We start from the raw sequence: 24,250 nt of genomic DNA, 5'->3' as shown, positions 1-24,250 counted from the left end.
CACCCCATCGACATCGGGTGGCGATCAACCTCTCCCCGCCGGCAACCGGTACCGTCGGGCGGCGTGAGCTGCCCCCGGCATGACACGCTCTCTTCAGTCCCCCGGCCGCCGGGTGGAGCACACGGTTCACGCCAGGAGGAAGCACCGTGCACATCGTGATCATGGGGTGTGGGCGGGTCGGCTCGACCCTCGCGCACAGTCTGGAGTCCCGCGGTCATTCGATTGCCGTGATCGACCAGAACTCGGACAGCTTCCGCCGGCTCGGCCCCGACTTCGGCGGGATCACGGTCACCGGGATCGGCTTCGACGGTGAGATCCTGCGCCAGGCCGGCATCGAACGGGCCGACGCCTTCGCCGCGGTCTCCAGCGGCGACAACTCCAACATCATCTCGGCCCGGTTGGCCCGGGAGACGTTCGGGGTGTCCCGGGTGGCGGCCCGGATCTACGACCAGAAGCGGGCCCAGGTCTACGAGCGGCTCGGCATCCCGACCGTCGCCACCGTCCGGTGGACCGCCGACCGGATGATCCGCCACCTGGTGCCCGAGGGGAACGTGGAGATCTTCCGCGATCCCACCAGCACCGTGTCGATCATCGAGGTGCCGGTGCACAAGGACTGGGTGGGCCGCCCGGTACGGGCGATCGAGGAGGCGACCGGCGCCCGCGCCGCGTACGTCATGCGCTTCGGTATCGGAACGCTGCCCACCGCGTCCAGCGTTCTGCAGGAGGGTGACCAGCTCTTCATGCTGGTCACCGACGACATGGCCGGCGGGGTCACGGTGGCGGCCGGCGCGCCGCCCGAAGGGGGACAGTGACATGCGGGTCGCCATCGCGGGCGCCGGCAACGTGGGCCGGTCCATCGCCCAGGAGCTGATCGACAACGGCCACCAGGTGATGCTGATCGAACGGCAGCCGAGGATGCTGCGCCCGGAGCGGGTCCCCGCCGCCGAGTGGGTGCTCGCCGACGCGTGCGAGCTGGCCAGCCTGGAGGAGGCCGACCTGGCCAGCTGCGACGTGGTGGTCGCGGCCACCGGCGACGACCAGGTCAACCTGGTGGTCTCGCTGCTGGCGAAGACCGAGTTCGCCGTTCCCCGGGTGGTCGCCCGGGTGAACCGGGCCGAGAACGAGTGGCTCTTCACCGACCAGTGGGGCGTCGACGTGGCGGTGAGCAAGCCCCGGGTGATGGCCGCGCTGGTCGAGGAGGCGGTCACGGTCGGCGACCTGGTCCGGCTGATGACCTTCCGGCAGGGCGAGGCGAACCTGGTCGAGATCACCCTGCCGAACGCCGCGCCCTACGTCGGGCACCCGATCCACGCCGTACCGCTGCCCCGCGACGCCGCACTGGTGGCCATCCTGCGTGGCCGGCGGGTGCTGGTGCCGACCCCGGACGACCCGCTGGAGGCGGGCGACGAGCTGATCTTCGTCTGCACGACCGAGGTGGAGGACGCGGTCCGCGCGGTCATCCTCGGCGCGGACAGCGTCGAGCGGACCCGGGCGGAAAGCTAGGAACGGGTACGTGATCCAGCGGCGGAGCCGCGGTCAGCTCGGGCTGGCCGCGGTGTCCAGGCCGGCCGACGGGTTGTCCCGGGTCACCCGGCGCACCGTCCAGACCGTGATCGCCAGCAGCAGCAGGTAGGGCGGGTAGCCCAGGGCCAGCCGGGCCACCCCGAGCGCGGTGTCCTGGTCGGCCAGGTAGAGCGCCGCCTGTACGCCGACCTTCGCCAGCCAGACCACGCCCCAGAGCACGGTGAGCCAGGTGAACGTACGCACCAGCCGGGCGTCGTGCCGCCACTCGGACTTCCCCTTGGCCACCAGCACCGACCAGATCCAGCCGACCAGCGGCTGCCGGATCGCGGCCGACGCCAGCAGCGCCAGCCCGTACGCGATGCCGTAGAGGATGCCGGGCAGGTAGAAGTCCTTGGAGTCACCGCTGCGGAAGGCGATGAAGGCGCCGACGCCGATACCGAACAGACCGTTGACCGCGTGCCGGATCGGTCGCTTCTGCACCAGCCGCAGCACCGCGATGGCGACCGCGACGGCCAGCGAGGCGATCAGCGCGGGGCGCAGGTCGGCGAGCACGTTGACCAGGACGAAAACGAGCACCGGAACGCTCGACTCGACCATCCCCCGCCAGCCGCCGAGCTGTTCGGCCACCTGCTCGGCCATGCTCGGCAGCGGCGCGTCGGCCGCCTGGTCGGCGTCGACCTTGGCGGCCGGCTGTGGTCCAGTCGTCATCTGCGCGTCTTCCGTTCGGGGCGGCGGCTGCCCGGCCTCGCACTCAACGGGGCAGTTCCAACTCGTAGTACGGGTTGTAGATGACTTTACGGTCATCCCGGATGGCGACGCGACCACGAACGGTCAATTGCCGTCCCGGCTCGATGCCGATGATGTGCCGTCGCCCCAACCAGACCAGCGTCACCACGTCGGTGCCGTCGTAGAGATCGGCCTCCAGGGTGGGCAGGTTCGTCCGGGGCGTGTAGACCACCGTACGGAGCCGCCCGGAGACCGACACCAGCTCGCCCCGGCGGCAGAGCCCGGCCGGTGTGGCACCACACTGCGCACTTTCCCGACGCAGCTCCTGCGCCTCGATCTCGGCCTCGCTCGCGGTCAGCCGCTGCAGGAGGTTGCGCAGCGACCCCCGACCCTCGTCGGTCGCCATGACCTCGTGCCACCCTCCTCAAGCCGCCCGGACCACCCGGTCACGGCCAGTTCCAGCCGGTCCCGACGGGGACCGCACTGCCAGCGTACGCCGGTGGGCCGGATCGGCGCGGACCGGCGGAGCACCGATCAGGCCGACCCGCGCGGCCTCGGTGAGGGCTTGCCCCGGCCGCCCTGCGGCTGGTCGGGGGCGCTGCCGTTGACCCGTGGACCGGACCCGTCCGGGCTGCCGCCATCGGCCCGGATCACGGCCTGTCCACCCGGTGCGGTGCCCGCCTCGGCGGCCTGGGCCGCCTGCCGCTCGGCGATCTCCTTCGGCAGCCGCAGCGGCAGCGGCTCCCGGACCGGCTTGGCCTCCTGGCCCCGGTCGACGACGAGTTCGTGCAGGCAGTCGGCGAGCGGACCGGCGGCGCTCGGGTCGCTGGCCACCCGGCCCTGGTAGACCCCGCGCACCATCCAACGCGGCCCGTCGATGCCGACGAACCGCAGGTCGGTCAGGCCCTCCGGGGTACGGACCCGGGCCCGCAGCTCGACGCCGTACTCGCCGTCGCTCTCCTCGGCCGCCGTCCCCTCCTTGAACAGGGACTCGCGGATCTCCTGGCGCACCTCGTCCCAGATGCCCTCGGACCGGGGAGCGGCGAAGACACCGAGTTGGAGGGCGTTCTCGCCGTGCAGGAGCACCACCTGCTGGACCACGCCCTCCGGGTCCGCCTGGACCCGGATCTCGACGTCGGCGACCGCGGGGATCTTCAGGCTGCCCAGGTCGAGACGCTCCACCCCGGCCGGGGCCTCGGAGATGTCGTACGGGCCCCGGTCACGAACCGGAGCGTCGGACGAGTCGTCCGCCGGCTGGTCGTCCGCCGGCCGCTCGGACCGACCGGCCCGCTCGTCACGGGCGTGCCGTCCGCCGCGTCCTCGGGAAAAGATCACCGTGCCGACCTTTCTGCCTGCTGCTCGCTTGCGTCGCGCGGCGGGACCAGAGCCGCGTGCCCGCCGGTCGAACCGTGTCCATTCTCGCCCCGCGCGGTGGCGGGCAGGTCGTCGACAAGGTGGAAGTGGGCGTGTTCCACCCGCTGCACCACGAGTTGCGCGATCCGGTCGCCACGAGAGATCTTGGCAGGGTTCGCCCGGTCAAGGTTGATCAGGTTCACCAAGATCTCGCCGCGGTAGCCGGCGTCGACCGTACCGGGCGCGTTCAGCACCGTCACACCCAGCCTGGCCGCCAGTCCCGAACGCGGGTGGACCAGTCCGACGAAGCCCTCCGGCAGGGCGATGGCGATCCCGGTGGGGACCAGTGCCCGCTCCCCCGGGGCCAGCTCGACGTCCCGCGCGGCCAGCAGGTCGGCGCCCGCGTCACCGGGATGGGCGTAGGCCGGCAGCGGCAGGTCCGGGTCGAGCTGTCGGACGGGTACGGGCACGGCCTGGGTCACGGTGTCACTCTTTCCGATCCGTCGGGTACGGGGCTGCTGGCCTCTATCCTGCCGGGTCACCCCGCCGCGCCGCGCCGTACCCTCACACTGTGGCACCAACTCGTCTCACCTCCGCCGCCGCGCCGGTCGTACCGGATGTCGACGGTTACCGCGAACGGCTCCGTCTGCCCTGGTGGTGGTGGCTGGCCGGCGGGGCAGCCGGCGCGCTGCTGGCGATGGAGGTGTGGATGGGCTCGGACGGCATGCGGGCCTGGCTGCCGTTCGCCGTGCTGCTGCCGCTGACCGCCGTCGGCCTCTGGTGGCTGGGCCGGATCAGCATCCGGGTACGCGACGGCGAGCTGCTGGTCGACGACGCCCGGCTCCCGGTCGGGTACGTCAGCGACGCGATCGCCCTGGACGCCGAGGGACGCCGCGAGGTGCTCGGGGTCGGTGCGGACCCGCTCGCCTTCGTGGTGCAGCGGCCGTGGGTGGCCGGCGCGGTCCAGGTGGTGCTCGACGACCCGGCCGATCCGACCCCGTACTGGGTGGTGAGTTCCCGGCATCCGGTGCGCCTCGCCGAGGCGATCATGACGGCCCGATCCGGGTCCGCGGCCGACGGGTCGACCGATGGTGGCCCGGCCGGGACGACCGGTCGGTCCGGTGCCGGCACCGCCGCCGACGCCGCTCCGACGGCCGGCTAGGCCCTGCCCGGCCGATCCGGTGCCGGTCCGGGTCCCTCGTCTCCGGTTCCCTCGTCGATGATCCGCGGGTCCGGCGGGCCGGTGATGGCCCGGAACTGCTTGCGCAGGTCGGTCCGGATCGCGTCGCCGAGTTGGAGGGTCGCCCGCCGGTTGAGGTAACCGGCCACCGCCGCGCCGGTCAGGAACGGGCCGAGGGTGGTCAGGTTGCGGCCGAACCGCCGCAGCAACGTCTCCCGGAGCTGCTTGCGGACCGCCGGGCCGAGTACGGCGCTCACCCCCATGCCGGGCAGGAACGGGTTCACCCCGCGCCGGCTCGCCCAGGACTGGATCATGGCGCTGGCCCGCTGGGTGGTGCTCCCCGGCAGCGGCACCCCGTACGCCTCGTGCAGTTCGCCGATCAGCTTGATCTCGATGGTCACCACCGCGACCGTCTCGGCGGCCAGCAGCACCGGCGCGGAGAGCAGGGTCGGCGTGACCGCCCATTCCACCGCCGCCACCCCACCGCCGGCCGCACCCACCCCGGCGGTGGCCCGGGCCGCGTTGCGGATCAACCGCTCGGCGAGCGCGTCGCCGTCGAGCCCGTCGTAGTGCCGCCGGAGTGTGTCCCGGTCCCGGATCGGGATGTGCGGAACCACCTCGCCGACCACGTCACTCATCCAGCGGATCGCCGCCCTGGGCCGGAACAGGTCGCCCAGACCACGGGCACGAACCTGGCCGACGAGCCGGCCCAGCAGCCGGCGACGCCGCGCCTGACCGATGTCGTCCTCGGTCAACGCGGCGATGGTCGCACCGAGGTCACCCTCGGCGCTCTCCAACTCGGTGTCCGGTGGATTTTCCACCGGACCAGTCCCCCCAGTCGGCGCCGGCACCCCCGCGGGGGTTTCCGGCGCCTGCTCGGAGCGGGTCATGCGCTGACCTCCAGCCGTGGCGATCCGTCCAACGTCGAGTCGGTCGGATCGAGTCAAGCAGGTCGGTGCCACCCGCGCATCTCGAATCGAACGCGGCCGCTACCCTCGCCGCGCCCCACCGCCGCCCCCCGGCGTCGGTGTCGAACTCAGGCGCACTCGCGGCAGATCAGCTCGCCGTTGCGCTCCACCGCGAGTTGACTGCGGTGGTGTACGAGGAAGCAGCGAGCGCAGCGGAACTCGTCCGACTGCATCGGCAGCACCTTCACCGTGAGCTCTTCGTCGGCCAGGTCGGCACCCGGAAGCTCGAAGCTCTCGGCGACTTCGGCCTCGTCGACGTCCACGGCGCCCGACTGTGAGTCGACGCGCCGGGCCTTCAGCTCTTCCAGGCTGTCCTCGCCGAGGTCGACCTCGTCGCGACGCGGGGCGTCGTAGTCGGTGGCCATCGGTTTCACTCTCCCATATCGATATAGTCGCTTCCGGTTGTAACGCCGGAAGACACTGTTTCGGTTCCCGCTGGCCGGTCATCTTTTTCCGGTCGCCGACCCGGGCTCGGTGCCTGGGCCACGGCCGCCAGGGGAACACCCCCGGCGAGCGCGGTACCTTACCCCCCATCGGGCGAGGCATGTATACCGCCCTCGCGGCATGCATGTACGCCCGAGCGGCCAGAGTTGTTCCCAATGTGACTCAGGCGACACGAAGATAGGGGTAGCGGTAGTCCGAACGGCGTCGGCACGCCGGCAGGTTTGCCGGTTTCCGCGCCGGGCCGGACAACGGCTAGCCTCACCGGCATACTCGGTAGCCAACGGCGGCCCGGTTCTCACCAGCCGACCGGCACCACCGGACCACACCTGTACGGGAGCCAACCAGATGAGTTTTGCCCGGGTGCGCGCGCTTGTCGTCGTCGGGGTACTGGCGGTGCTCGCCCTGGTCTTCGTCGGTACCGCCCTGCTGCGTGACACGCAGCGCGGCTCCGCCGCCGACGACGCCTGCCCGGCCGGGTTCAAGCGGGCGAACATCGCGCTGCGTGAGGCCAAGGACGTCAAGATCGCTGTCTACAATGCGACCGACACCCCCGCCCTGGCCGCCAACGTGGCGACGGACTTCAAGAACCGCAAGTTCCAGGTCGTCAAGCAGGGCAACGACCCCAAGCGCGTCGACTCGGTGGCGGTGCTGCGGTACGGCCCCAAGGGGATCGCCTCGGCGCACCTGCTGAAGGCGTACTTCCTGGACGAGGCCGAGCCGGAGTACGACCCCAACCGCGAGGACGACACCGTGGACGTGGTGATCGGCGCCAGCTACACCCAACTCGCCACCACAACGGAGGTCAACCAGGCCCTGACCGGGCTCGGGTCACCGAAGCTGGAGCCGGGCACCTGCCCGGCGAAGGAAGGGGAGAACTGACCCCGTACCCCCGGATCGTCACCGGCCCCGACCCCGCGACCTGCGGGTTCGGGGCCGGTTCGCGTTCCACCGAAGGGTGCGAAGGTCTCAGCCGTTCAGGTGGATTGATACATCCGGCAGGTCACGCTCCGCCACTGGTCACGCCCCCGGCGGCGCCGGTCACGGTCCCCCGGCGGCGTCGAGCCGGGCCAGCCGCTCGTGCAGGGGTGCGAACAGGGCCGGCGGTGCGGCGATGACCAGATCCGGTCCGGGAGCCGCGTCGGCCAGCCCGGCGACCCGCAACCCCGCCTCGGCCGCGATCAACCCGCCGGCCGCGTGGTCCCAGTGCTGGAGCCCCTTCTCGTAGTACGCGTCGACGGTGCCCTCGGCGGCCAGGCAGAGGTCGAGGGCGGCGGCGCCGAACCGGCGGATGTCGCGTACCGAGGTGATCAGTCCGGCCAGCACCCCGGCCTGGTGGGCGCGGCGGGCCGGGTCGTAGCCGAAGCCGGTGGCGACCAGCGCCTGGCCGAGATCGGTCACGGTCGAGCCGGCGAGCCGGCGGCCGTCCCGCCAGGCCCCGCCGCCCCGGGTGGCGGTCCACTCGTCCCCGGTCGCGGCGTTGCGCACCACCCCCGCGACGACCTCGCCGTCCAGCTCGGCGGCGAGCGACACGGCGTACTGCGGCAGGCCGTACAGGTAGTTCACGGTGCCGTCGATCGGGTCCAGGATCCACCGGACGGCGCCCGGACCGGAGGCGGTGCCGTACTCCTCGCCGAGCACCCCGTCGTCCGGCCGGGCCGCCCGCAGGGCCGCCACGACCTGCCGTTCGACCGCGCGGTCGGCGGCGGTGACGACGTCGGTCGCAGTGCTCTTGGTGGCCACCGCGGACACCCCCTCGGCGCGCATCCGGCGGGCCGTTGCGGCGGCCTCGCGGGCCACCTCCAGCGCCAGCTCCAGCAGTTCCTCGGCGGTCGGCCGGCTGCTACCCATCGCGTCCCCTTCTCGCACGGCTGCGACGTCCGCGCCGGACGCGAGTATCATCCTTACAAAGTCCACATGCGCTCCGAGTCGGCGGCCTCCAGCCGCCGTTTCGGCGTGCGGCGCGGGAGGAACCCCGCAGACGGCGTTACAATTCACGCCTGCCCACGCGCCACGGACCGCCGACACCGGCTGGCCCGGGACTCGGGGGTCCCTCAACCACATCGGTCCGGCACGACGCCTAGCGCTGCGCTGGCCGAATCGGCCGTGCTCGCTCATCGCCTCCGGAAGGTCATTCGTGACAGAACCCCGCCACACCGGCGCCGACGTACGCTCCCTCACCGACACCCTGATCGCCCACGCGCAAAACGCCGGCGGCCAGCTCACGTCGGCTGAGCTGGCGCGCACGGTCGAGTCCGCTGAGGTGACTCCGGCCCAGGCCAAGAAGATCCTACGGGCGCTCTCCGACGCGGGCGTGACCGTCGTGGTCGACGGCTCCGCGAGCACCCGTCGCCGGGTCGCCGCGGCCCGATCGGCCACTCCCGCCTCGCGGGCCACCACCGCCAAGGCCACGGCCAAGAAGGCGGCGCCCGCGCCCAAGCAGGCCTCGGCCTCGGACGAGGCCACCCCGGCCCGCAAGGCGGCCGCCGCCCCCCGCGCCGCCGGCGAGGCCGGAAAACCCGCTGAGACGGCCGCCAGGCCCGCGGCACGGCCGGGTAGGGCCACGAAGGCGGCCGGCGCCGCCACGGGCGCGACCGGGGCCGCGAAGGCCACCAAAACCGCGGTCAAGCCGAAGTCGGCCGAGGACGGCGGGGTCGATGGTGAGATCGATCCCGAGGAGCTCGCCGCCGAGATCGAGGACGTCGTCGTCGAGGAGCCGGCCGAGCTGGCCCAGGCGGCCGAGTCGGACGCGGCCAGCGCCGCCACCGACAACGACTTCGAATGGGACGACGAGGAGTCCGAGGCGCTCAAGCAGGCTCGGCGCGACGCCGAGCTGACCGCCTCCGCCGACTCGGTCCGGGCGTACCTCAAGCAGATCGGCAAGGTCCCGCTGCTCAACGCGGAGCAGGAGGTCGAGCTCGCCAAGCGGATCGAGGCCGGCCTCTACGCCGCCGAGCGGCTGCGCGCGGCGGAGGAGGGCGAGGAGAAGCTCGTCATCCAGATGACGCGTGACCTCGGCTGGATCTCCCGCGACGGGGAACGGGCGAAGAACCACCTGCTGGAGGCGAACCTCCGGCTCGTGGTCTCGCTGGCCAAGCGGTACACCGGGCGTGGCATGGCCTTCCTCGACCTGATCCAGGAGGGCAACCTCGGCCTCATCCGCGCCGTCGAGAAGTTCGACTACACCAAGGGCTACAAGTTCTCCACCTACGCCACCTGGTGGATCCGCCAGGCCATCACCCGCGCCATGGCCGACCAGGCCCGCACCATCCGCATCCCGGTGCACATGGTCGAAGTGATCAACAAGCTGGGCCGGATCCAGCGCGAGCTGCTCCAGGACCTGGGCCGCGAGCCCACGCCGGAGGAGCTGGCGAAGGAGATGGACATCACACCTGAAAAGGTGTTGGAGATCCAGCAGTACGCACGGGAGCCGATCTCGCTCGACCAGACCATCGGCGACGAGGGCGACAGCCAGCTCGGTGACTTCATCGAGGATTCCGAAGCGGTCGTCGCGGTCGACGCGGTCTCCTTCTCGCTGCTGCAGGACCAGCTCCAGCAGGTGCTCCAGACCCTCTCCGAGCGGGAGGCCGGGGTGGTGCGGTTGCGCTTCGGGCTCACCGACGGGCAGCCTCGCACCCTGGACGAAATCGGTCAGGTGTACGGCGTCACCCGCGAGCGGATCCGGCAGATCGAGTCGAAGACGATGTCGAAACTACGCCATCCGTCCCGTTCCCAGGTACTCCGGGACTATCTGGACTGAGCCAAAACGTCAACTAGTTGTGTCGCTTTGATCACCAGGTGTACAACACCCGATAGCGATGGGCCGGTTTCCCGGTTGTGATCGTTGACGTGGCACCCTTGGTGGACGGCACACTGTCTCTACCACGTGTGACCTCGGTCCCCCGCGGGCACACTGGGAAGGCCACACCCCGCCAGGGTGTTGCAGGATAGGTGAGCAACGACCGAAGAGAGTGTTCATCGGTGACGACCCGAGGAGGAAGGCGATGACCCCGACCCTCACGCCGCCGCCCGCAACGGTGGCTCCCCCAGCCGCCGATGAACGGTGCGACCGCTGCAACGCCGCCGGCAAGCTCCGGATCACCCTCGCGGGTGGGAGCGAGCTGGTGTTCTGTGGACATCACGCGAACAAGTACGCCGAAGATCTGGTGAAGATCACGGTCCGGTTCGCGGCTGACCCAGATTTCACGTGGCGTGGCGCCGATCTGATGGCGAACTGATACGAAACCCCATATAGACGACCGGAGGGGCCCCTGACGGGCACCTCCGGTCGTCTATCTCATCCCCGCCCGCGCCGGTACGACCGGCACGGGCGGGACACAGCACCCCACATCGTCTCCGGCTGCGCCCGTACCACCCGATCCGGGTGGTAGGGCCACGGCCGGCACGGTCAGAGGGTCTGGATCGTGGCGATCCGCTCCTCCAACTGCTCGATCGTGGCCTGCGCGCTCGGCGGGCCACCACAGAGCCGGCGCAGCTCCGCGTGGATCTTTCCGTGCGGCAGGTTGGTCCGGTGGTGGTGCGCCGCGACCAGGGTGTTGAGCTGGCGTCGCAGCGCGACCCGATGTTCCGCCGCGCTGCGGGGCTTCACCGGCTCGCGGGGCGCCGGCACCGGCTCCTGCGCCGCCCGCCGCCGCTTCGCCGCCAACTGCTCCGCCTGACGCTTGTTCAGCAGCACCGACACCTGGTCGGCGGTGAGCAGGCCGGGCAGCCCCAGGTACTCCTCCTCCTCCGGCGTACCGGCCTGGGCCGTGGTGCCGAAGGAGGCACCGTCGAAGATCACCTGGTCCAGGTGGGCGGTCGCCTCCAGCACCTCGAACCGCTTGTCCAGCTCACCGCTGGCCTTCTCCTCGCGCTGGGCCCGCTCCAGCAGGTCGTCCTCGAAGCCCTCCCGCTTCTTCGGCTCGCCGAGCACGTGGTCCCGCTCGGCCTCCAACTCGCTGGCCAGCCCCAGCAGGTGCGGCACGCTCGGCAGGAAGACCGAGGCGGTCTCCCCGGGCCGGCGGGCCCGGACGAACCGGCCGATCGCCTGGGCGAAGTAGAGCGGGGTCGAGGCGCTGGTCGCGTACACGCCGACGGCGAGGCGGGGGATGTCGACCCCCTCGGACACCATCCGGACGGCGACCATCCAGCGCTGGTCCGACTCGGCGAAGGAGGCGATCCGGGCCGACGAGCCCACGTCGTCGGAGAGGACCACGACGGCCTTCTCCCCGGTGACCCGCTCGATCAGCCGGGCGTACGCCCGAGCCGCCTGCTGGTCGGTGGCGATCACCAGCCCACCCGCGTCGGTCATCCCGCCGGCCCGGAGCACCTGGAGCCGGGCGTCGGCGGCCCGCAGCACCTGCGGCATCCAGTCGCCGGCCGGGTCCAGCACCGTCCGCCACGCCTGCGCGATCAGGTCCGGGGTCATCGGGTCACCCAGCCGGGCGGCCAGCTCGTCACCGGCGTTGGTTCGCCACCGGGTCTCACCCGAGTAGGCAAGGAAGATCACCGGGCGCACCACCCCGTCGCGCAGCGCGTCGGCGTAGCCGTAGACCGAGTCGGCGCGGGAGCGGGGCAACCCGTCACCGCCGCGCTCGTACGTCACGAACGGGATCGGGTTGTCGTCGGAGCGGAACGGCGTACCGGTGAGCATCAGCCGGCGTACGGCCGGTTCGAAGGCCGCCTTGACCCCGTCCCCCCAGGTACGGGAGTCACCGGCGTGGTGCACCTCGTCCAGGATGACCAGGGTGCGCCTGGTCATCGTCCGCCGCCGGTGCACCTGCGGCGCCATGCCCACCTGCGCGTACGTCACCACGGCGCCGTGGAAGTCGGTGGCCGAGTGCAGGTCGGCGTTGCGGAACGCGGAGTCGAGTTGGATCCCGACCCGGGCGGCGGCCAGCGACCACTGGGTCTTCAGGTGCTCGGTCGGGGCGACCACGGTGACCGCCTCGACGGTGCCGTCGGCGAGCAGTTCGGCGGCGATCCGCAGGGCGAAGGTGGTCTTGCCGGCGCCGGGCGTGGCGACCGCCATGAAGTCCTCGGACCGCCGTCGCAGGTACCCCACCAGCGCCTTGCGCTGCCAGTCCCGCAGCGCCGGGAAGGTGTCGATCGCCGGCAGTCGGGCACCCACGCGAGAATCTCCCCTTCGGCTACCGGGACCGTGCGCCCGTGGACCGGAAGGCCGCGGCGCGGCGGTGGCAGCGATGACGGTGGACCATGAAAACGCCTCCGCGACCCAGGTGGCGCGCGAAGGCCGCCCCAGCATAACCAGCGGACGTGGGTGGTCCCAGACGACACCACCGCAGGCGTTGGTCACACTCCCCGGTGCTCGACCCCGGGCTCGGACGAGGGCGCGCCGGCATCATCGCCCACGGGTCCGACAGTCTGCCCCGACGCCTCCACGGTAGGGGCGCGGTGTCCGGTTCGCGGCCCGTCGACCAGTGGGACCGGTGCCGACCAGCGTCGGCGCAGGGCCACCAGGCGCAGGCCGAAGACCAGCACCACCGCGGCGACCAGGGGCAGCGGTCCGGTCACCCCGGCGTGGTCCAGGGCGACCACCACGATCGCCCCGACCAGTGCCGCCACCGCGTAGATCTCCCGCCGCAGCACCACCGGGATCTCCCCGGTAAGCAGGTCCCGGCCGAGGCCGCCACCGATCGCGGTGAGCATGCCGATCAGCACCGCGCCGACCGGCGGCACGTCGGCCGCGAGCGCCTTCAGGGTGCCGGTGACGGTGAACAGGCCGAGACCGGCCGCGTCGAGGATCAGGACGGCCGTACGCAGTCGCGCCAGTTGCGGGTGCAGCCAGAAGACCGCCGCCGCGGTGAGTGCGGCGGTGACGGCGTACCGCCAGTCGGCGAAGGCCAGGGGTGGGACCTCGTCGATCACCAGGTCGCGGAAGATCCCACCGCCGAGCGCGGCGACGAAGCCGACAAAAACCACTCCGAAGAGGTCGAGTCGCTTCACCACCGCCGCCGACGCCCCGGAGGCGGCGAACACGGCCACACCGGTCAGGTCGGCCAGCAGCAGGGCGGTCGAGGTGGTCACCGCCGAATGTTACGCGCCGACGACGGCCGGGGCCGGCGGGTCAGTCACGCATCGACTCGTAGATCTCCTTGCACTGCGGGCAGACCGGCGAACCCGGCTTGGCCGCCTTGGTGACGGGGAACGTCTCGCCGCACAGGGCGATCACGAAGGTCCCCATGACCGCACTCTCAGCGATCTTCTCTTTCCGGACATAATGAAACATCTCCGGCCCGGTGTCCGCGTCCTTCAATTCCGGACGCTCGAGAACCTCGGTGCTCACGTCGGCATTACCTCCAAGAATGACCCCGCAACTTTCCAGTTTGGCAGGTCACTGTCGCAGGGTCCACCGGAACGCCCCCCAGCCGGACCCGTACCGTGATCAACGTGACCAAGTTCAACATCCGCTACGGCGCCGAGGTGGCCGACGCCCGACGCGACGGGCGCCCCATCGTGGCGCTGGAGAGCACCATCGTCTCCCACGGACTGCCCCGCCCCGACAACCTCCGGGTCGCCCGGGAGATCGAGGCGGCCGTCCGGGCCACCGGTGCCGTACCCGCCACCATCGGCATGGTCGAGGGCGAACTGGTCGTCGGCCTGGACGACGCCCAGCTCACCCGACTCGCCAGCACCGACGGGGTCGCCAAACTCTCCGTACGCGATCTCGCGGTGGCCGCCGCCACCGGCGCGGACGGCGCCACCACGGTCGCCGCGACCAGCGCCGTCGCCGCCGCCGCCGGGATCGGCGTCTTCGCCACCGGCGGGCTCGGCGGGGTGCACCGCGAGGCGGCGCAGACCTTCGACGAGTCGGCCGACCTGACCGCACTCGCCCGCACCCCGATCGCGGTGGTCTGCGCCGGGGTCAAGTCGATCCTCGACGTCGGCGCGACCCTGGAACGGCTCGAAACGCTCGGCGTCACCGTGCTCGGCTACCGCACCCGCCGCTTCCCCGGCTTCTTCATCACCGACAGCGGCTTCGACCTGGACTGGTCGCTGGAGACGCCGGAGCAGATCGCGGCCGTCCTCGCCGCCCGCAGCGACCAGGGCGTCCAGCCGGGCGGGGTGATCGTGGCGAACCCGCTGCCGGTCGACGAGCAACTCGACCCCGACCTGCACGACCGGACCCTGGCCGACGGGCTGGCCCTGATGGCCCGCGACGGGGTGACCGGCAAGGCCGTGACGCCATTCCTGCTCTCCCACTTCCACTCCTCCACCGCCGGCGCCAGCCTGGCGGTGAACGTACGGATCATCCTGCGCAACGCGACCCTGGCCGGCGAGATCGCGGTGGCGGCAGCGGCCCGGACCGGCACCAGCGCCGGATGAGCGGGGCGGCACGGATCATCGCGGTCGGCGACATCGTCACCGACGTACTCGCGGTGCTCTCCGGGCCGCTGGCGACCGGCTCCGACACCCCGGCCAGCATCCGCCTCGCCGGCGGCGGCCAGGCCGCGAACACCGCCGCCTGGCTGGCCGCACGCGGGCACCCGGTCACCCTGGTCGCCGTGGTCGGCGACGACGAGGCCGGACGTACGCGGGTGGCCGAACTGACCGCCGTCGGGGTCGACTGCGCCGTACGCCCTTGCGCCGAGGCGCCGACCGGCACGGTGATCGTGCTCGCCGGAGCCGGCGAACGGACGATGGTCAGCGAACGGGGCGCCAACCTGCGGCTGTCCCCCACCGACCTGGACGCCGCGCTGGCCGGTGCACCGGACGCCCGGCACCTGCACCTGTCCGCGTACACCCTGTTGGACGCCGGCTCCCGCGACGCCGGCCGGCACGCGCTGGCCGCCGCCCGCGAGCGCGGGCTCACCACCAGCGTCGACGCGGCCTCCGCCGAACCGCTGCGGCAGGTCGGTGCGGCGACCTTCCTGGACTGGGTACGCGACGTCGACCTGCTCCTCGCCAACGCGGACGAGGCGGAGGTGCTCGCCGGACCGTCGGGGGCCCGTGCCCAGGCCGAGGCGCTGACCGGGGTGGTCCGGCACGCGGTGGTGAAACGGGGCGGGGACGGGGCAGTCTGGGCCTCGCGCGGCGGTCCGACCGTGGAGGGGGTGGCCCGACCGGTTCGGGTACGGGACGCGACCGGGGCGGGGGATGCGTTCGCTGCCGGTCTGCTCGCGGCGTGGATCGGCGGTTTGGGTGTGGTGGAGGCGTTGGCTGCCGGTGGTGAGGTTGGTGCTCTCGCGGTGTCCGTTGTCGGTGCGCGGCCTGTTCGGGGTGGGGTTTCGGGGGCGGCGTACCCCGCTCTGGGCGATCAGGCTTGATCCCGACGCGGGGCACGCCGCCCCCGAAACCAAACACCCGCGCTCTTTCAGTGAATGAGTGGTTATCTCAGCGCGGATAGCCACTCTTTCTCTACATGAGGCGCACCCGGGTGGGCGGGGTGTCGGGTGTGCGAGGTTTTTGGGGTTGATCGACTCGGGTCGGGCGGGCGTCGGCGGAATGTTGGCGGGGCCGGGGCGGTTATACATCGCGTACGACCGGAGCAGCGCCGGGGCTTGATCCCCTCGCCTCGTGTGTGCTGTGGCCTCGTACTTCTTTCACCCGAGTGAGTCGCTTCGCCTACCCCCATGGGCGTGCGCGTCGGGTACCCCCGATTGAAAGGTGAGCCATCGTGAAGACGACGACTTTCACCACCTTCGTAGAGACTTCGTTTGTTCGTAAGACCGCTCTGGGTATTGCCGGCCTCGCGTTTATCGGTGGTGCGGTTGCCGGGCCCGCGTCGCACGCGTTCGCGTCTCCGGCCGAGCACACCGCCGCCGCCCCGGCGATGACCACGGTCGCGCAGGTGACCAGTGACAAGCCGGGCATGGACAAGCTCGTCCCGCACGGCACTCAGGGTGCTCAGTCGAGCATCGACCTGAGTAAGGAACAGCGTGACAACGCCAAGGCCATTACGGATACGGCGAAGAAGCTGGGTATGGGTGAGCGTGGTGCGGTGATCGCGGTTGCTACCTCCATGCAGGAGTCGAAGTTGGAGAACCTGGGTCATCTGGGTGACATGAACGACCACGACTCGCTGGGTCTGTTCCAGCAGCGGCCGTCGTCGGGTTGGGGTACTCCGGAGCAGATCACGGATCCGACCTACGCGTCGACGGCGTTCCTGAAGAGCCTGAAGCAGGTTGATGGTTGGCAGGACATGCCGTTGACGGATGCGGCGCAGAAGGTTCAGGTGTCGGCGTTCCCGGATGCGTACGCGCAGTGGGAGAACCAGGCCGCGCACATCGTGCAGGACGTCTGGACCAAGTAAGTAGAACGGCAGGAACGGAAGCCGGGTCCCCGTACACGGGGGCCCGGCTTCTTGTCGTGTGCGCGGGTTCAGGGTTCGGCGTCGATGACGGGGTGCGGACGCTCGGCGGGCAGGCTGCGCGGTGGGGTGTCGTCCAGGTGGCGCTGCCGGCGGCGGGCGCCGAAGCGGTGCTCTTCCTTGGGCGGCCGGTCGTTGGCGAGCAGTACGGCCAGCCACGGTACGAGAACCATGCCGACGGCGCAGAGTGGCAGCCAGAGCCAGAGCAGGGGTGCCTTGACGCCGACCAGGACCGCACCGGCGACGATGCAGACGACCCGGATCGACATCATCACCACGTAGCGAACCTGGCGACTGTGCAGTTGGTCCTGCTGGCTCCGTGACGCGTCGGTGATCAGGATCGGCTGGTACGCCTGGTGCTTCACCACGGTCCTCCTCGCAGGGGATGCCCACTCATCCTCGCACTTCATCGGCGTTGTCGACGAAAAGCAGACCGGACTTCTCCGTGTTACGTGCGTGGTACGCTGCCCGCGTGGGCAGCAGGTTCAGCTTCACCGACGAGGCGTTGGGCAACCTGAGGGTCTACGGCGTCACCCCCGGCGAGGTCTGGGAGGCCCTGCACAGTGCGCGGCGGGTCATCCGGCACCTCGGCGACGACGTGATGGTCATGTACGCGACCGCACGCCGTGGGCGCCGGTTGGCCATCCTGCTGGCCGAGGCGGACCACGGCGACAACGACTGGGACATCCTCTCCGCACGCGACCTCAGCGACAGCGAGTCCAAGCGCTACGACGAGGCGATCCGGGGATGGCGACGATGAGGAGGCGGTGACGATGAACCGACACGACGCGACCAAACACTTCCACGAGGGCGGCGACCGGCTCGCGGACCTGATCGACGAGAGCCAGCCGGTCGAGTTGCCCACGCCCGACACGGACGTGCCGATGGTCAGCCGGTCGGTGCGGCTGCCGCTGGAGACGTACGAGCGGGTCCGGGCCGCCGCCGAGGACCGGGGCATCGGGGTCACCACCCTGATGCGGCAGTGGATCGAGGCCGGCCTGGCCGATCTGGACGACTCGGCGACGGTGTCGCTGGCGGACGTACGCCGGGCGTTGGCCGCACTCGCCCACCCGACCGCCGCCTGAGCGCCGGCCCGACCGCTGGGCGGGCCGGGTCAGACCTTGGCGGCGGCCTTCATCTCCTTCTTGTAGGCGCGCACCTTCGCCAGCGAGTCGTCGTCGACGATGTCCGCGACCGACCGGTACGCCCCTTCCTCGCCGTAGCCGCCGGCCGCCTCGCGCCAACCGGTGGGCCGGACGTCGTACTGCTTGCCGAGCAGGGCGACGAAGATCTGCGCCTTCTGCTTGCCGAAGCCGGGCAGGGCCAGGATCCGCTTGAACAGGTCGGCGCCGTCCGTGACGTTGCGCCACAGTGCGGCGGGGTCCCCGTCGTACTGCTCGACGATGACCCGGCACACCTCCTGGACGCGAGCGGCCATCGCCTTCGGGAAGCGGTGCAGGGCCGGCGGCGTCGCGAAGATCGTGAGCAGTTCGTCCGGGTCGAAGTCGGCCAGCTCGGCCGCGGTCGGCTCGTGCCCGAGCCGCTGCACGAGTACGTGCGGCGACGTGAACGCCTTCTCCATGGTCACCTGCTGGTCCAGGGTCAGCCCGATCAGCACCGCCAGTGGATCCCGGTCAAGCAGCGCGTTCGCCTCGGGGACGATCGGCAACGAGAAGCTCATGCCCCCATCATGCCGGGTACGGCTTCGGCTGGACGGGCGGCACGGCCGGCTGGGCGCCGCCGGCCTTGGCCCGCCAGTAGGCGAGCCTGGTGCGGGTGCGATCCGTGTGCGGATGGTCGGTGCCCAGCATTCGGATCCGGTCGACGAGCAGTTCCTCCAGCTCGGCCACCGCGGCCGCCGGATCACCGGCCTCCCCGCGCCACCGGGCAAGGTTGTAGCGGGTGGTGAGCGTGCTGGGATGGTCCGGCCCGAGGACCCGCACCCGGTCGGCCAGCAACAGGGCGGAGGCGGCACGGGCACCGGCGGGGTCACCGGCCAGACCACGCCAGAAGGCCACGTTGTAACGCGTGTTGAGGGTGTTCGGATGATCCGGGCCCAGCAAGCTCGACAGCTCGTCCAGCAACTGCTCGAACGCCACCAGGGCACCGGCCGGATCCCCCGCCCTGCCCCGCCAGAAAGCCAGGTTGTGCCGCGCGTTGAGGGTGTCGAAGTGGTCCGACCCGAGCAGCCGGAGGAAATCGGCCAGCACCTCACCGAACTCCTGGGCGGCCCGCCACGGGTCACCCGCCGTGCCCCGCCAGTTGGCGAGGTTGCCCCGGCAGACCAGGGTCTCCCGGTCGTCCGGCCCACCCGTACGCAACCGGTCCGCCAACAGCCGCTCGTACGCGACCACGGCCGCCGCCGGGTCACCGCCCTGACCCAGCGCGTACGCGACATGGTGGCGCGCGGTCAGGGTGTCGGCGTGATCGGCACCGAGTCGCGCTTCGGCACGGTCGTGCAGCCGTCGCCAGTACAACAGCGCGTCGGCCGCGAGCCCGGACTCGCTGAGGCTCCGGCCGGCCCGCCAGAGCAGCGGATGCGGCTCGGGATCCCACAGCAGCGGGTCGGCGTGCCCGTCGAGCGTCTCCGCATTGGCCCGGAGTACCTGGCCGAAGGCGCTGTCCCGGTCGATCTCCGGCCAGGTCCGGTAGAGGGCGTCCGCCAGGGTGCGCGCCGCCCGCCGCAACTGTTCGGGGCGCAACTGCTCCCGGGTGGCCCGCTGCACGAGGCTGTGTACCCGGATGGCCCGACCGCCCTGGGCCGGATCGAAGGTGATCAGGTTGACGCGGTGCAGGCCGTACAGCGAGTCCCGGGCATCCTCGGCGTCCACGGCCCGTCCCCCCGCAGACTCCACCGGCCGGGCCTGCCGCAGGTGCTCCAGGGTCACCTCGGTGGTGAGCACCGGAGCCGGGATGCCGTTCGGATCGAGCAGACTGAGCAGGTGCAGCGTCGACCGCGCCAGACCGGGTGGGTGCAGCCGATCAGCGAGTTCGACGGAGAGCGCCCAGGTGGCGGCCACCGTCTCGCGGTGGTCATCCGGCAGCGCGCCCGGCTCCGGCAACAGTTCGGGCAGCCTGCGCCGGGCGTCGACAAGCCGCCGCCGGTAGTCGGCGAAGCCCAGTCCCCGGTCGGCCAGGTACGCGGCGGCCTGGGCCAGCGCCAACGGCAGAAAGCCCAGCTCGGCGGCGAGCAGCCGGGCCTGTGCCGACTCGTCGTCGCGACCGGTCTTCTCGGTCAGGTAGCGGGTGGCCTGGTCCGGGCTGAACAGACCGACCTCGACCAGGCGACGACCGGCCCCGCCCAGGGCCGTGTCCCGGCGCCGGGTGGTCACCACGGTGCGCCCGCCAACCGGCTGTGGTGGCCAGAGCCCGCGCAGATCGGCCGGGTCGGAAAGGTCGTCGAGCACGATCAGCCAGCGCCGCTCGGTCTGGGCCAACCAGACGAGGAAACGGCGGGCGTCGGCGTCGGCGCCGGTGCGTTCGCCGGGCAGCACCTCGGCCGCCGCACCGGCGTAACCGGCGACGATCGAGTCGCGGCTTCGGGCAGTGATCCAGACCAGCAGGTCCACCGTGCGCTGCTGCCAGGCATGCCGGGCCAGTTGCGCCGCGACCTGCGTCTTGCCCACCCCACCGAGGCCGACCAGCACCCGCACCCCGGCGACCGGCTCTCCGGTGCCGACTGAGTCGACCGCGCCGGCTGCGTCGACCGTATTGGCCGAGCCGACCGTGCCGGGTGGGTCGACGGTCCGGTCCTGGAAGCAGTCCGCCGCCGCCGGGACCACGCCGACCCGGAGGGGCCAGGTGACCGGCGGTCGGGCGGACACGAAGAGGTTCGTCTGGGAGCCGCCGTCGCCGACCTGTACGCCGAGCGCGGCGGCGGCATCGACGTCCCAGTGCGGCGTCGCCTGCGGACCGACGTTCACGTCCACCTCCCACGGCCCATCATGCACCGCCGGGCATTCAAGTGGGGGTTGCGAATACCGGTGGAGGGCAACGGCCCGTCAGTGCGGCGGTGGCCGGGCAACCGCCGCCCGATCCCGGCGCGCGGTGCGGACCAGGTGGGACCGTTTGGCGTACCCGAGCAGGTCGAGAGTGCCGCCGAGCCAGCTGGGAACCCGTCGGCACCGGGTTCCGGTCACGTGACGGCCAGCTAACCTCAGCTCGTCCGGTCGTGGCCACCCCGACCGGCACGTCCACCGCCGATCCGGCCGCAGGGGACGCGCCGGGTCGTGTCGCGGCGGACGGTAGTCGTACCCGGAGAAGGAGACCGACCCGTGAGCACGCCGCACCGGCCCGACCTGGCCGCGTTACTCGACCTCGTACCCCACCCCGAGGGCGGCTGGTTCCGCGAGACCTGGCGGTCCGCGCACAGTTTCCACCCCGAGGGGTACGCCGCGGCGCGCAGCGCGGCCACCGCGATCCTCTTCCTCCTCGCTCCGGGTGAGGAGTCCCGCTGGCACCTGGTCCGCTCGGACGAGCTGTGGTTCTGGCACTCCGGCGGGCCGCTGACGCTGCGGTTCGGCGGCACCGGGGCACAGCCGGCGACCGACCCGGACGAGGTGCAACTCGGCGCCGACGTGGCGGCCGGGCAGCGGCCGCAGGTGCTGATCCCCGGCGGGGTGTGGCAGGCCGCGGTGCCGGCCGGCGACGAACCGGTGCTGGTCAGCTGCGTGGTGGCGCCGGGCTTCGACTTCGCCGACTTCCAGTTGGGCTGAACGGCGGCCGGCTCGGGCTGGGCGGCGGCTGGCGCGCCTGGTCGGCCGGGCGGGTCGGCGGCACGCCGGGACCGGTTCTGCCGGGGTTGCGGTGGGCGGCTCGGGCCCAACCGGCAGGATGGCGGGGTGGACGAAAACGAGATGCTCCTCTCCCCGGCCGGCGTCGACCAGCTCCGTACGGCACTGACCAACGCCGGTTACACGTCCAGCGGCATCGCCGGACGGCTCGGTCCGCAGGCGACCAGCGGGATGGCCCGCAACGACTTCCGGGCGGCGCTGCGGATCACCGCGGACCGGGACCCGCTCGGCACGCTGATCAGGTTGTTCGTCTGCGCGCAGACCGAACCGGAGGCGGCGGTCGCGGCGGCCCTGGCCCCGCTGTCGTTGGCCGACGCCCTCGCCGCCGGCCTGGTCGAGCGCGTCGACGGCGGCCTGCGCCAGGGCATCGACCTGGAGCCGTACGGGGACGCCTGGTGGGCGCTGTCCGACGTGCCGGCGAGCGCCCGGCCGGGCCGTCCGCTCGCCGCCGACCATGTGCTGGGCATCGGTGGGGCGTCGACCACACTCGTCGGCGCCACCGTCCGGCGACCGGTCGACACCGCCCTCGACCTCGGCACCGGCTCCGGTGTGCAGGCGCTGCACCTGGCCACCCACGCCGGCCGGGTGACCGCCACCGACTTCTCCGCCCGCTCGCTGCGGTTCGCCGCGACCACCGCCGCGCTCAACGGCCAGCGGTGGGAGCTGCTGCACGGTGACATGACCGCGCCGGTCGCCGGTCGCCGGTTCGACCTGGTGGTGAGCAACCCGCCGTTCGTGGTCGGGCCGGGCACCACCACGCACAGCTACCGTGACTCGGGCCGGGTCGGCGACGGGATCGCGGCGGAACTGGCCGCCGCCGCGCCGGACCTGCTGACCGAGGGCGGGACCATGCAGTACCTCGCCAACTGGGTGCACGTCGCCGGGGAGGACTGGGGCGAGCGGGTCGCCGGCTGGTTCACCGGCACCGGGCTGGACGCCTGGGTGATCCAGCGCGAGGTGGCCGACCCGATGGCGTACGTCGACCTATGGTTGGCCGATGCCAGCGAGGCGACCGACCCGCACCGGATCGCGGCGTGGCTGGACTGGTTCGACGCGCAGAAGGTGGAGGCGGTCGGCTTCGGGGTGATCAACCTGCGCCGGGCCGGACACGACCAGCCGGTGGTCCGGGTCGAGGACCTGCGCCAGCCGGTGCAGCCGCCGATGGGGGACCAGATCGCCGCCTGGTTCGACCGCCAGGACTGGCTCCGGGCGCACGACGACGAGGCGCTGCTGGCCAGCCGCTACCGGATCGCGGAGGGGTTGCAGCTGCGCCAGGAGGCGACCATGGGCCCGGACGGCTGGGCGGTGGACCGTCAGGTGCTGGCCAATCCGCACGGGCTGCGCTGGAGCGAAGAGGTGGACCCGCTGGTGCTCGCCCTGGTCAGCGGCGCGGACGGGCGGGTGCCGCTGCGGGAGCAGCTCGCGGTGCTGGCGATCGCGCACGAGGTGCCGGCCGAGGATCTCGCCGAGGCGGCCGGGCCGATCATCGCGCACCTGGTGGAGCGGGGTCTGATCGCTCCCGAGACGGACTGATCGCCGGTGCGCGCGATGGTGCAGACGGTCAGCCGGGCGAGCGTGACGGTCGACGGTGAGGTGGTCGGCGCGATCACGGACGGGTTGCTGGTGCTGCTCGGGGTGACCCACACCGACACCCCGGCGACGGCCGAGACGATGGCCCGGAAGGTGCACGAGCTGCGGATCCTGGACGACGAGCGGTCGGCGGCTGAGGTCGGCGCGCCGCTGCTGGTGGTCAGCCAGTTCACCCTGTACGGCGACGCCCGCAAGGGGCGGCGGCCGAGCTGGGGCGCGGCGGCTCCGGCCGAGCTGGCCGAGCCGCTGGTAAAGGCGTTCGCCGAGGCGCTGCGGGCGCGCGGGGCGACCGTGGAGACGGGCAGGTTCCGTACGCACATGCTGGTCGAGAGCGTGAACGTCGGTCCCCGGACGGTGCTGCTCGACCTCTGAGTGGGTGCCGGAGTCCGTCCCGCCCGGCAGGTGTGCGGACGGGACGGACTGCGGCGGCGGTCGCCCGGACCGGCGCGGGGCCGGCAGAAGGGTCGCCGGGACCGGGGCGGATCGAGCCTAGAAGAACAGGCCGCGCTGCTGCATCGACTGGCGCAGCCAGCCGTCGAGCTGGGCGGACCAGTCGGTCCGGTCGGCGGTGGCGTAGTCGACCGTGAACCGGCCGAACGCGTCGCGGCCCTCGGAGAAGACCCCACCGCGCTTGTCGATCTCCAGCACGAGCTGGAGGTGCTGGGGCGTACCGACGAAGGTCAGTTCGAGCTGGTTGATGGCGCGGGCGTACTGCGGCGCCGGGTAGAACTCGATCTCCTGGTAGAACGGCAGCGTCTGCTGCACCCCGTAGATCCGGCCGCGCTCGACATCGGCCCGGGTGAAGCGGAAGCCGAGCCGCAGCAGGGCGTCCAGGATGCGCTCCTGCGCCGGCAACGGATGTACGGCGACCGCGTCGAGGTCACCCTTGTCCACCGCGCGGGCCACCTCCAGCTCGGTACGCAGCCCCATCGTCATGCCGTGCAGGTGCTGGCCGTAGACCTCGGTGATCGGGGTCTCCCACGGCACCTCGAAGCGGAACGGGATCTCGTGCCGTTGCCCGCTCTCCAGCCGGAACGCGCCGGTGGCGCGCTGGCGCTGGAACTCCTGGGTGGTGTCGTACTCGCCGTCGCCGCTCTCCACCTCGACCCGGGTGACGAGCCCGAGGGCGACGTACTCGATGTCGACCGGGTGGTCGCCGCCGCTGATCTGGATCCGGCCCTCAAGCTGGCCGCCCGGGCGGCAGTTCGGGTTGTTCAGCACGGTTTCCACGGATGGGCCGCCCACACCCATCGCCTGCATCAATCTTTTGAAGACCACGCCGTCCTCCCTGGCTTTCGTTCGCGTTCGTCGGTGGCCCGGTGGCCAATCGGTGGCACAGTAACCG

At 71.9% G+C, this 24,250-nt stretch carries 28 protein-coding genes and 1 pseudogene; 14 read left to right on the top strand and 15 right to left on the bottom strand.

Translation table 11 applies throughout. The features are described 5' to 3' along the window. Positions 1–146: 146 nt before the first annotated feature. Positions 147–812 carry a potassium channel family protein gene (locus ACZ6QQ_RS06810; protein WP_465874872.1) on the top strand — a complete coding sequence of 222 codons (666 nt, stop codon included), beginning with the start codon at positions 147–149 and terminating at the stop codon, positions 810–812. Position 813: 1 nt separating this feature from the next. Continuing rightward, the gene (locus ACZ6QQ_RS06805) at positions 814–1,503 is read left to right on the top strand and encodes a potassium channel family protein (RefSeq protein ID WP_465874871.1); all 690 of its coding nucleotides are present in this window, start codon (positions 814–816) and stop codon (positions 1,501–1,503) included. Positions 1,504–1,536: 33 nt separating this feature from the next. On the opposite strand, the gene ACZ6QQ_RS06800 is transcribed toward ACZ6QQ_RS06805, so the two are convergent. The 4 genes and pseudogenes from ACZ6QQ_RS06800 to dut all read right to left on the bottom strand — a co-directional run bounded on the left by ACZ6QQ_RS06800 (position 1,537) and on the right by dut (position 4,085). Continuing rightward, entirely contained in the window at positions 1,537–2,232 is a 696-nt protein-coding gene (locus ACZ6QQ_RS06800) for a DUF3159 domain-containing protein (protein ID WP_465874870.1), read from the bottom strand. 43 nt (positions 2,233–2,275) lie between these two features. Then, entirely contained in the window at positions 2,276–2,656 is a 381-nt protein-coding gene (locus ACZ6QQ_RS06795) for an OB-fold nucleic acid binding domain-containing protein (protein WP_465874869.1), read from the bottom strand. A 260-nt stretch (positions 2,657–2,916) separates the two neighbouring features. After that, positions 2,917–3,585, bottom strand: a pseudogene (locus ACZ6QQ_RS06790) (DUF3710 domain-containing protein); the annotation flags it as partial. Beyond that, complete coding sequence (dut, locus tag ACZ6QQ_RS06785) at positions 3,582–4,085, bottom strand: dUTP diphosphatase (RefSeq protein ID WP_465874868.1); 504 nt, start codon at positions 4,083–4,085, stop codon at positions 3,582–3,584. The gene dut and the pseudogene ACZ6QQ_RS06790, both read right to left, overlap by 4 nt. Before the next feature lie 89 nt (positions 4,086–4,174). Here dut and ACZ6QQ_RS06780 point away from each other — a divergent pair, with 89 nt between their 5' ends. After that, positions 4,175–4,765: a DUF3093 domain-containing protein gene (locus ACZ6QQ_RS06780; protein WP_465874867.1), complete on the top strand. Its 591-nt coding sequence runs from the start codon at positions 4,175–4,177 to the stop codon at positions 4,763–4,765. On the opposite strand, the gene ACZ6QQ_RS06775 is transcribed toward ACZ6QQ_RS06780, so the two are convergent. Continuing rightward, positions 4,762–5,673, bottom strand: coding sequence for a hypothetical protein (locus ACZ6QQ_RS06775; protein WP_465874866.1), 912 nt, complete (start codon positions 5,671–5,673; stop codon positions 4,762–4,764). The genes ACZ6QQ_RS06780 and ACZ6QQ_RS06775 overlap by 4 nt on opposite strands. A gap of 146 nt (positions 5,674–5,819) precedes the next feature. Continuing rightward, the gene (locus ACZ6QQ_RS06770; protein ID WP_121159124.1) at positions 5,820–6,116 is read right to left on the bottom strand and encodes a DUF4193 domain-containing protein; all 297 of its coding nucleotides are present in this window, start codon (positions 6,114–6,116) and stop codon (positions 5,820–5,822) included. Positions 6,117–6,555: 439 nt separating this feature from the next. Between ACZ6QQ_RS06770 and ACZ6QQ_RS06765 the strand changes: the two genes are divergently transcribed. Beyond that, positions 6,556–7,074, top strand: coding sequence for a LytR C-terminal domain-containing protein (locus ACZ6QQ_RS06765; protein ID WP_465875035.1), 519 nt, complete (start codon positions 6,556–6,558; stop codon positions 7,072–7,074). A 159-nt stretch (positions 7,075–7,233) separates the two neighbouring features. On the opposite strand, the gene ACZ6QQ_RS06760 is transcribed toward ACZ6QQ_RS06765, so the two are convergent. Then, positions 7,234–8,043 (bottom strand): inositol monophosphatase family protein, encoded by an 810-nt coding sequence (locus ACZ6QQ_RS06760; protein ID WP_465874865.1) that lies wholly within the window; start codon positions 8,041–8,043, stop codon positions 7,234–7,236. Between the two features lie 286 nt (positions 8,044–8,329). Here ACZ6QQ_RS06760 and ACZ6QQ_RS06755 point away from each other — a divergent pair, with 286 nt between their 5' ends. Both ACZ6QQ_RS06755 and ACZ6QQ_RS06750 read left to right on the top strand, forming a co-directional pair. Then, the gene (locus tag ACZ6QQ_RS06755) at positions 8,330–9,952 is read left to right on the top strand and encodes an RNA polymerase sigma factor (RefSeq protein ID WP_465874864.1); all 1,623 of its coding nucleotides are present in this window, start codon (positions 8,330–8,332) and stop codon (positions 9,950–9,952) included. A gap of 244 nt (positions 9,953–10,196) precedes the next feature. After that, complete coding sequence (locus ACZ6QQ_RS06750) at positions 10,197–10,430, top strand: DUF7455 domain-containing protein (RefSeq protein ID WP_326560202.1); 234 nt, start codon at positions 10,197–10,199, stop codon at positions 10,428–10,430. 170 nt (positions 10,431–10,600) lie between these two features. On the opposite strand, the gene ACZ6QQ_RS06745 is transcribed toward ACZ6QQ_RS06750, so the two are convergent. From ACZ6QQ_RS06745 to ACZ6QQ_RS06735, 3 genes are all read right to left on the bottom strand, one after another. After that, the gene (locus tag ACZ6QQ_RS06745; protein WP_465874863.1) at positions 10,601–12,322 is read right to left on the bottom strand and encodes a DEAD/DEAH box helicase; all 1,722 of its coding nucleotides are present in this window, start codon (positions 12,320–12,322) and stop codon (positions 10,601–10,603) included. Positions 12,323–12,504: 182 nt separating this feature from the next. After that, entirely contained in the window at positions 12,505–13,239 is a 735-nt protein-coding gene (locus tag ACZ6QQ_RS06740) for a trimeric intracellular cation channel family protein (protein ID WP_465874862.1), read from the bottom strand. A 40-nt stretch (positions 13,240–13,279) separates the two neighbouring features. Continuing rightward, entirely contained in the window at positions 13,280–13,498 is a 219-nt protein-coding gene (locus ACZ6QQ_RS06735) for a DUF3039 domain-containing protein (RefSeq protein WP_326560204.1), read from the bottom strand. Positions 13,499–13,602: 104 nt separating this feature from the next. Between ACZ6QQ_RS06735 and ACZ6QQ_RS06730 the strand changes: the two genes are divergently transcribed. The 3 genes from ACZ6QQ_RS06730 to ACZ6QQ_RS06720 all read left to right on the top strand — a co-directional run bounded on the left by ACZ6QQ_RS06730 (position 13,603) and on the right by ACZ6QQ_RS06720 (position 16,465). Beyond that, on the top strand, positions 13,603–14,538 hold the full coding sequence (locus ACZ6QQ_RS06730; protein WP_465874861.1) for a pseudouridine-5'-phosphate glycosidase: 936 nt from the start codon (positions 13,603–13,605) through the stop codon (positions 14,536–14,538). After that, the gene (locus ACZ6QQ_RS06725; RefSeq protein WP_465874860.1) at positions 14,535–15,479 is read left to right on the top strand and encodes a carbohydrate kinase family protein; all 945 of its coding nucleotides are present in this window, start codon (positions 14,535–14,537) and stop codon (positions 15,477–15,479) included. Before ACZ6QQ_RS06730 ends, ACZ6QQ_RS06725 begins: the two co-directional genes overlap by 4 nt. A gap of 350 nt (positions 15,480–15,829) precedes the next feature. Next, the gene (locus ACZ6QQ_RS06720; protein WP_465874859.1) at positions 15,830–16,465 is read left to right on the top strand and encodes a hypothetical protein; all 636 of its coding nucleotides are present in this window, start codon (positions 15,830–15,832) and stop codon (positions 16,463–16,465) included. 68 nt (positions 16,466–16,533) lie between these two features. On the opposite strand, the gene ACZ6QQ_RS06715 is transcribed toward ACZ6QQ_RS06720, so the two are convergent. Beyond that, positions 16,534–16,890, bottom strand: coding sequence for a DUF3099 domain-containing protein (locus ACZ6QQ_RS06715; RefSeq protein ID WP_465874858.1), 357 nt, complete (start codon positions 16,888–16,890; stop codon positions 16,534–16,536). A gap of 104 nt (positions 16,891–16,994) precedes the next feature. On the opposite strand from ACZ6QQ_RS06715, the gene ACZ6QQ_RS06710 reads away from it, so the two are divergent. Next, positions 16,995–17,282: a hypothetical protein gene (locus ACZ6QQ_RS06710; RefSeq protein ID WP_465874857.1), complete on the top strand. Its 288-nt coding sequence runs from the start codon at positions 16,995–16,997 to the stop codon at positions 17,280–17,282. Positions 17,283–17,295: 13 nt separating this feature from the next. Further along, the gene (locus ACZ6QQ_RS06705) at positions 17,296–17,607 is read left to right on the top strand and encodes a hypothetical protein (protein WP_465874856.1); all 312 of its coding nucleotides are present in this window, start codon (positions 17,296–17,298) and stop codon (positions 17,605–17,607) included. Between the two features lie 29 nt (positions 17,608–17,636). Here ACZ6QQ_RS06705 and ACZ6QQ_RS06700 read toward each other — a convergent pair whose 3' ends face one another. The 3 genes from ACZ6QQ_RS06700 to ACZ6QQ_RS06690 all read right to left on the bottom strand — a co-directional run bounded on the left by ACZ6QQ_RS06700 (position 17,637) and on the right by ACZ6QQ_RS06690 (position 20,661). Continuing rightward, positions 17,637–18,203 (bottom strand): HhH-GPD-type base excision DNA repair protein, encoded by a 567-nt coding sequence (locus ACZ6QQ_RS06700; RefSeq protein WP_465874855.1) that lies wholly within the window; start codon positions 18,201–18,203, stop codon positions 17,637–17,639. A 7-nt stretch (positions 18,204–18,210) separates the two neighbouring features. Further along, positions 18,211–20,445 (bottom strand): tetratricopeptide repeat protein, encoded by a 2,235-nt coding sequence (locus tag ACZ6QQ_RS06695; protein WP_465874854.1) that lies wholly within the window; start codon positions 20,443–20,445, stop codon positions 18,211–18,213. 78 nt (positions 20,446–20,523) lie between these two features. After that, positions 20,524–20,661, bottom strand: coding sequence for a hypothetical protein (locus ACZ6QQ_RS06690; protein WP_465874853.1), 138 nt, complete (start codon positions 20,659–20,661; stop codon positions 20,524–20,526). A 135-nt stretch (positions 20,662–20,796) separates the two neighbouring features. Between ACZ6QQ_RS06690 and ACZ6QQ_RS06685 the strand changes: the two genes are divergently transcribed. From ACZ6QQ_RS06685 to dtd, 3 genes are all read left to right on the top strand, one after another. Continuing rightward, entirely contained in the window at positions 20,797–21,237 is a 441-nt protein-coding gene (locus ACZ6QQ_RS06685) for a cupin domain-containing protein (protein WP_465874852.1), read from the top strand. 126 nt (positions 21,238–21,363) lie between these two features. Further along, positions 21,364–22,848: a DUF7782 domain-containing protein gene (locus tag ACZ6QQ_RS06680; protein WP_465874851.1), complete on the top strand. Its 1,485-nt coding sequence runs from the start codon at positions 21,364–21,366 to the stop codon at positions 22,846–22,848. 6 nt (positions 22,849–22,854) lie between these two features. Then, entirely contained in the window at positions 22,855–23,277 is a 423-nt protein-coding gene (gene dtd, locus ACZ6QQ_RS06675) for a D-aminoacyl-tRNA deacylase (protein WP_465874850.1), read from the top strand. Between the two features lie 117 nt (positions 23,278–23,394). Here dtd and ACZ6QQ_RS06670 read toward each other — a convergent pair whose 3' ends face one another. Beyond that, a complete protein-coding gene (locus ACZ6QQ_RS06670) occupies positions 23,395–24,183 on the bottom strand; it encodes a sporulation protein (protein ID WP_465874849.1) in 789 nt (262 codons plus the stop codon). Between the last annotated feature and the right edge of the window lie 67 nt (positions 24,184–24,250).

Source organism: Micromonospora sp. NPDC049529, assembly GCF_055586685.1.
Note: the sequence above shows the minus strand (reverse complement) of the source record. Positions and strands in the feature narration are given on the sequence as shown.

What these genes read in the sequence shown, in the direction of transcription:
- ACZ6QQ_RS06805 (WP_465874871.1), top strand. Translation starts at nt 814, where the DNA reads ATGCGGGTCGCCATCGCGGGCGCCGGCAACGTGGGCCGGTCCATCGCC.
- ACZ6QQ_RS06800 (WP_465874870.1), bottom strand. Translation starts at nt 2,232, where the DNA reads ATGACGACTGGACCACAGCCGGCCGCCAAGGTCGACGCCGACCAGGCG.
- ACZ6QQ_RS06795 (WP_465874869.1), bottom strand. Translation starts at nt 2,656, where the DNA reads ATGGCGACCGACGAGGGTCGGGGGTCGCTGCGCAACCTCCTGCAGCGG.
- ACZ6QQ_RS06775 (WP_465874866.1), bottom strand. Translation starts at nt 5,673, where the DNA reads ATGACCCGCTCCGAGCAGGCGCCGGAAACCCCCGCGGGGGTGCCGGCG.
- ACZ6QQ_RS06770 (WP_121159124.1), bottom strand. Translation starts at nt 6,116, where the DNA reads ATGGCCACCGACTACGACGCCCCGCGTCGCGACGAGGTCGACCTCGGC.
- ACZ6QQ_RS06760 (WP_465874865.1), bottom strand. Translation starts at nt 8,043, where the DNA reads ATGGGTAGCAGCCGGCCGACCGCCGAGGAACTGCTGGAGCTGGCGCTG.
- ACZ6QQ_RS06750 (WP_326560202.1), top strand. Translation starts at nt 10,197, where the DNA reads ATGACCCCGACCCTCACGCCGCCGCCCGCAACGGTGGCTCCCCCAGCC.
- ACZ6QQ_RS06725 (WP_465874860.1), top strand. Translation starts at nt 14,535, where the DNA reads ATGAGCGGGGCGGCACGGATCATCGCGGTCGGCGACATCGTCACCGAC.
- ACZ6QQ_RS06705 (WP_465874856.1), top strand. Translation starts at nt 17,296, where the DNA reads ATGAACCGACACGACGCGACCAAACACTTCCACGAGGGCGGCGACCGG.
- ACZ6QQ_RS06700 (WP_465874855.1), bottom strand. Translation starts at nt 18,203, where the DNA reads ATGAGCTTCTCGTTGCCGATCGTCCCCGAGGCGAACGCGCTGCTTGAC.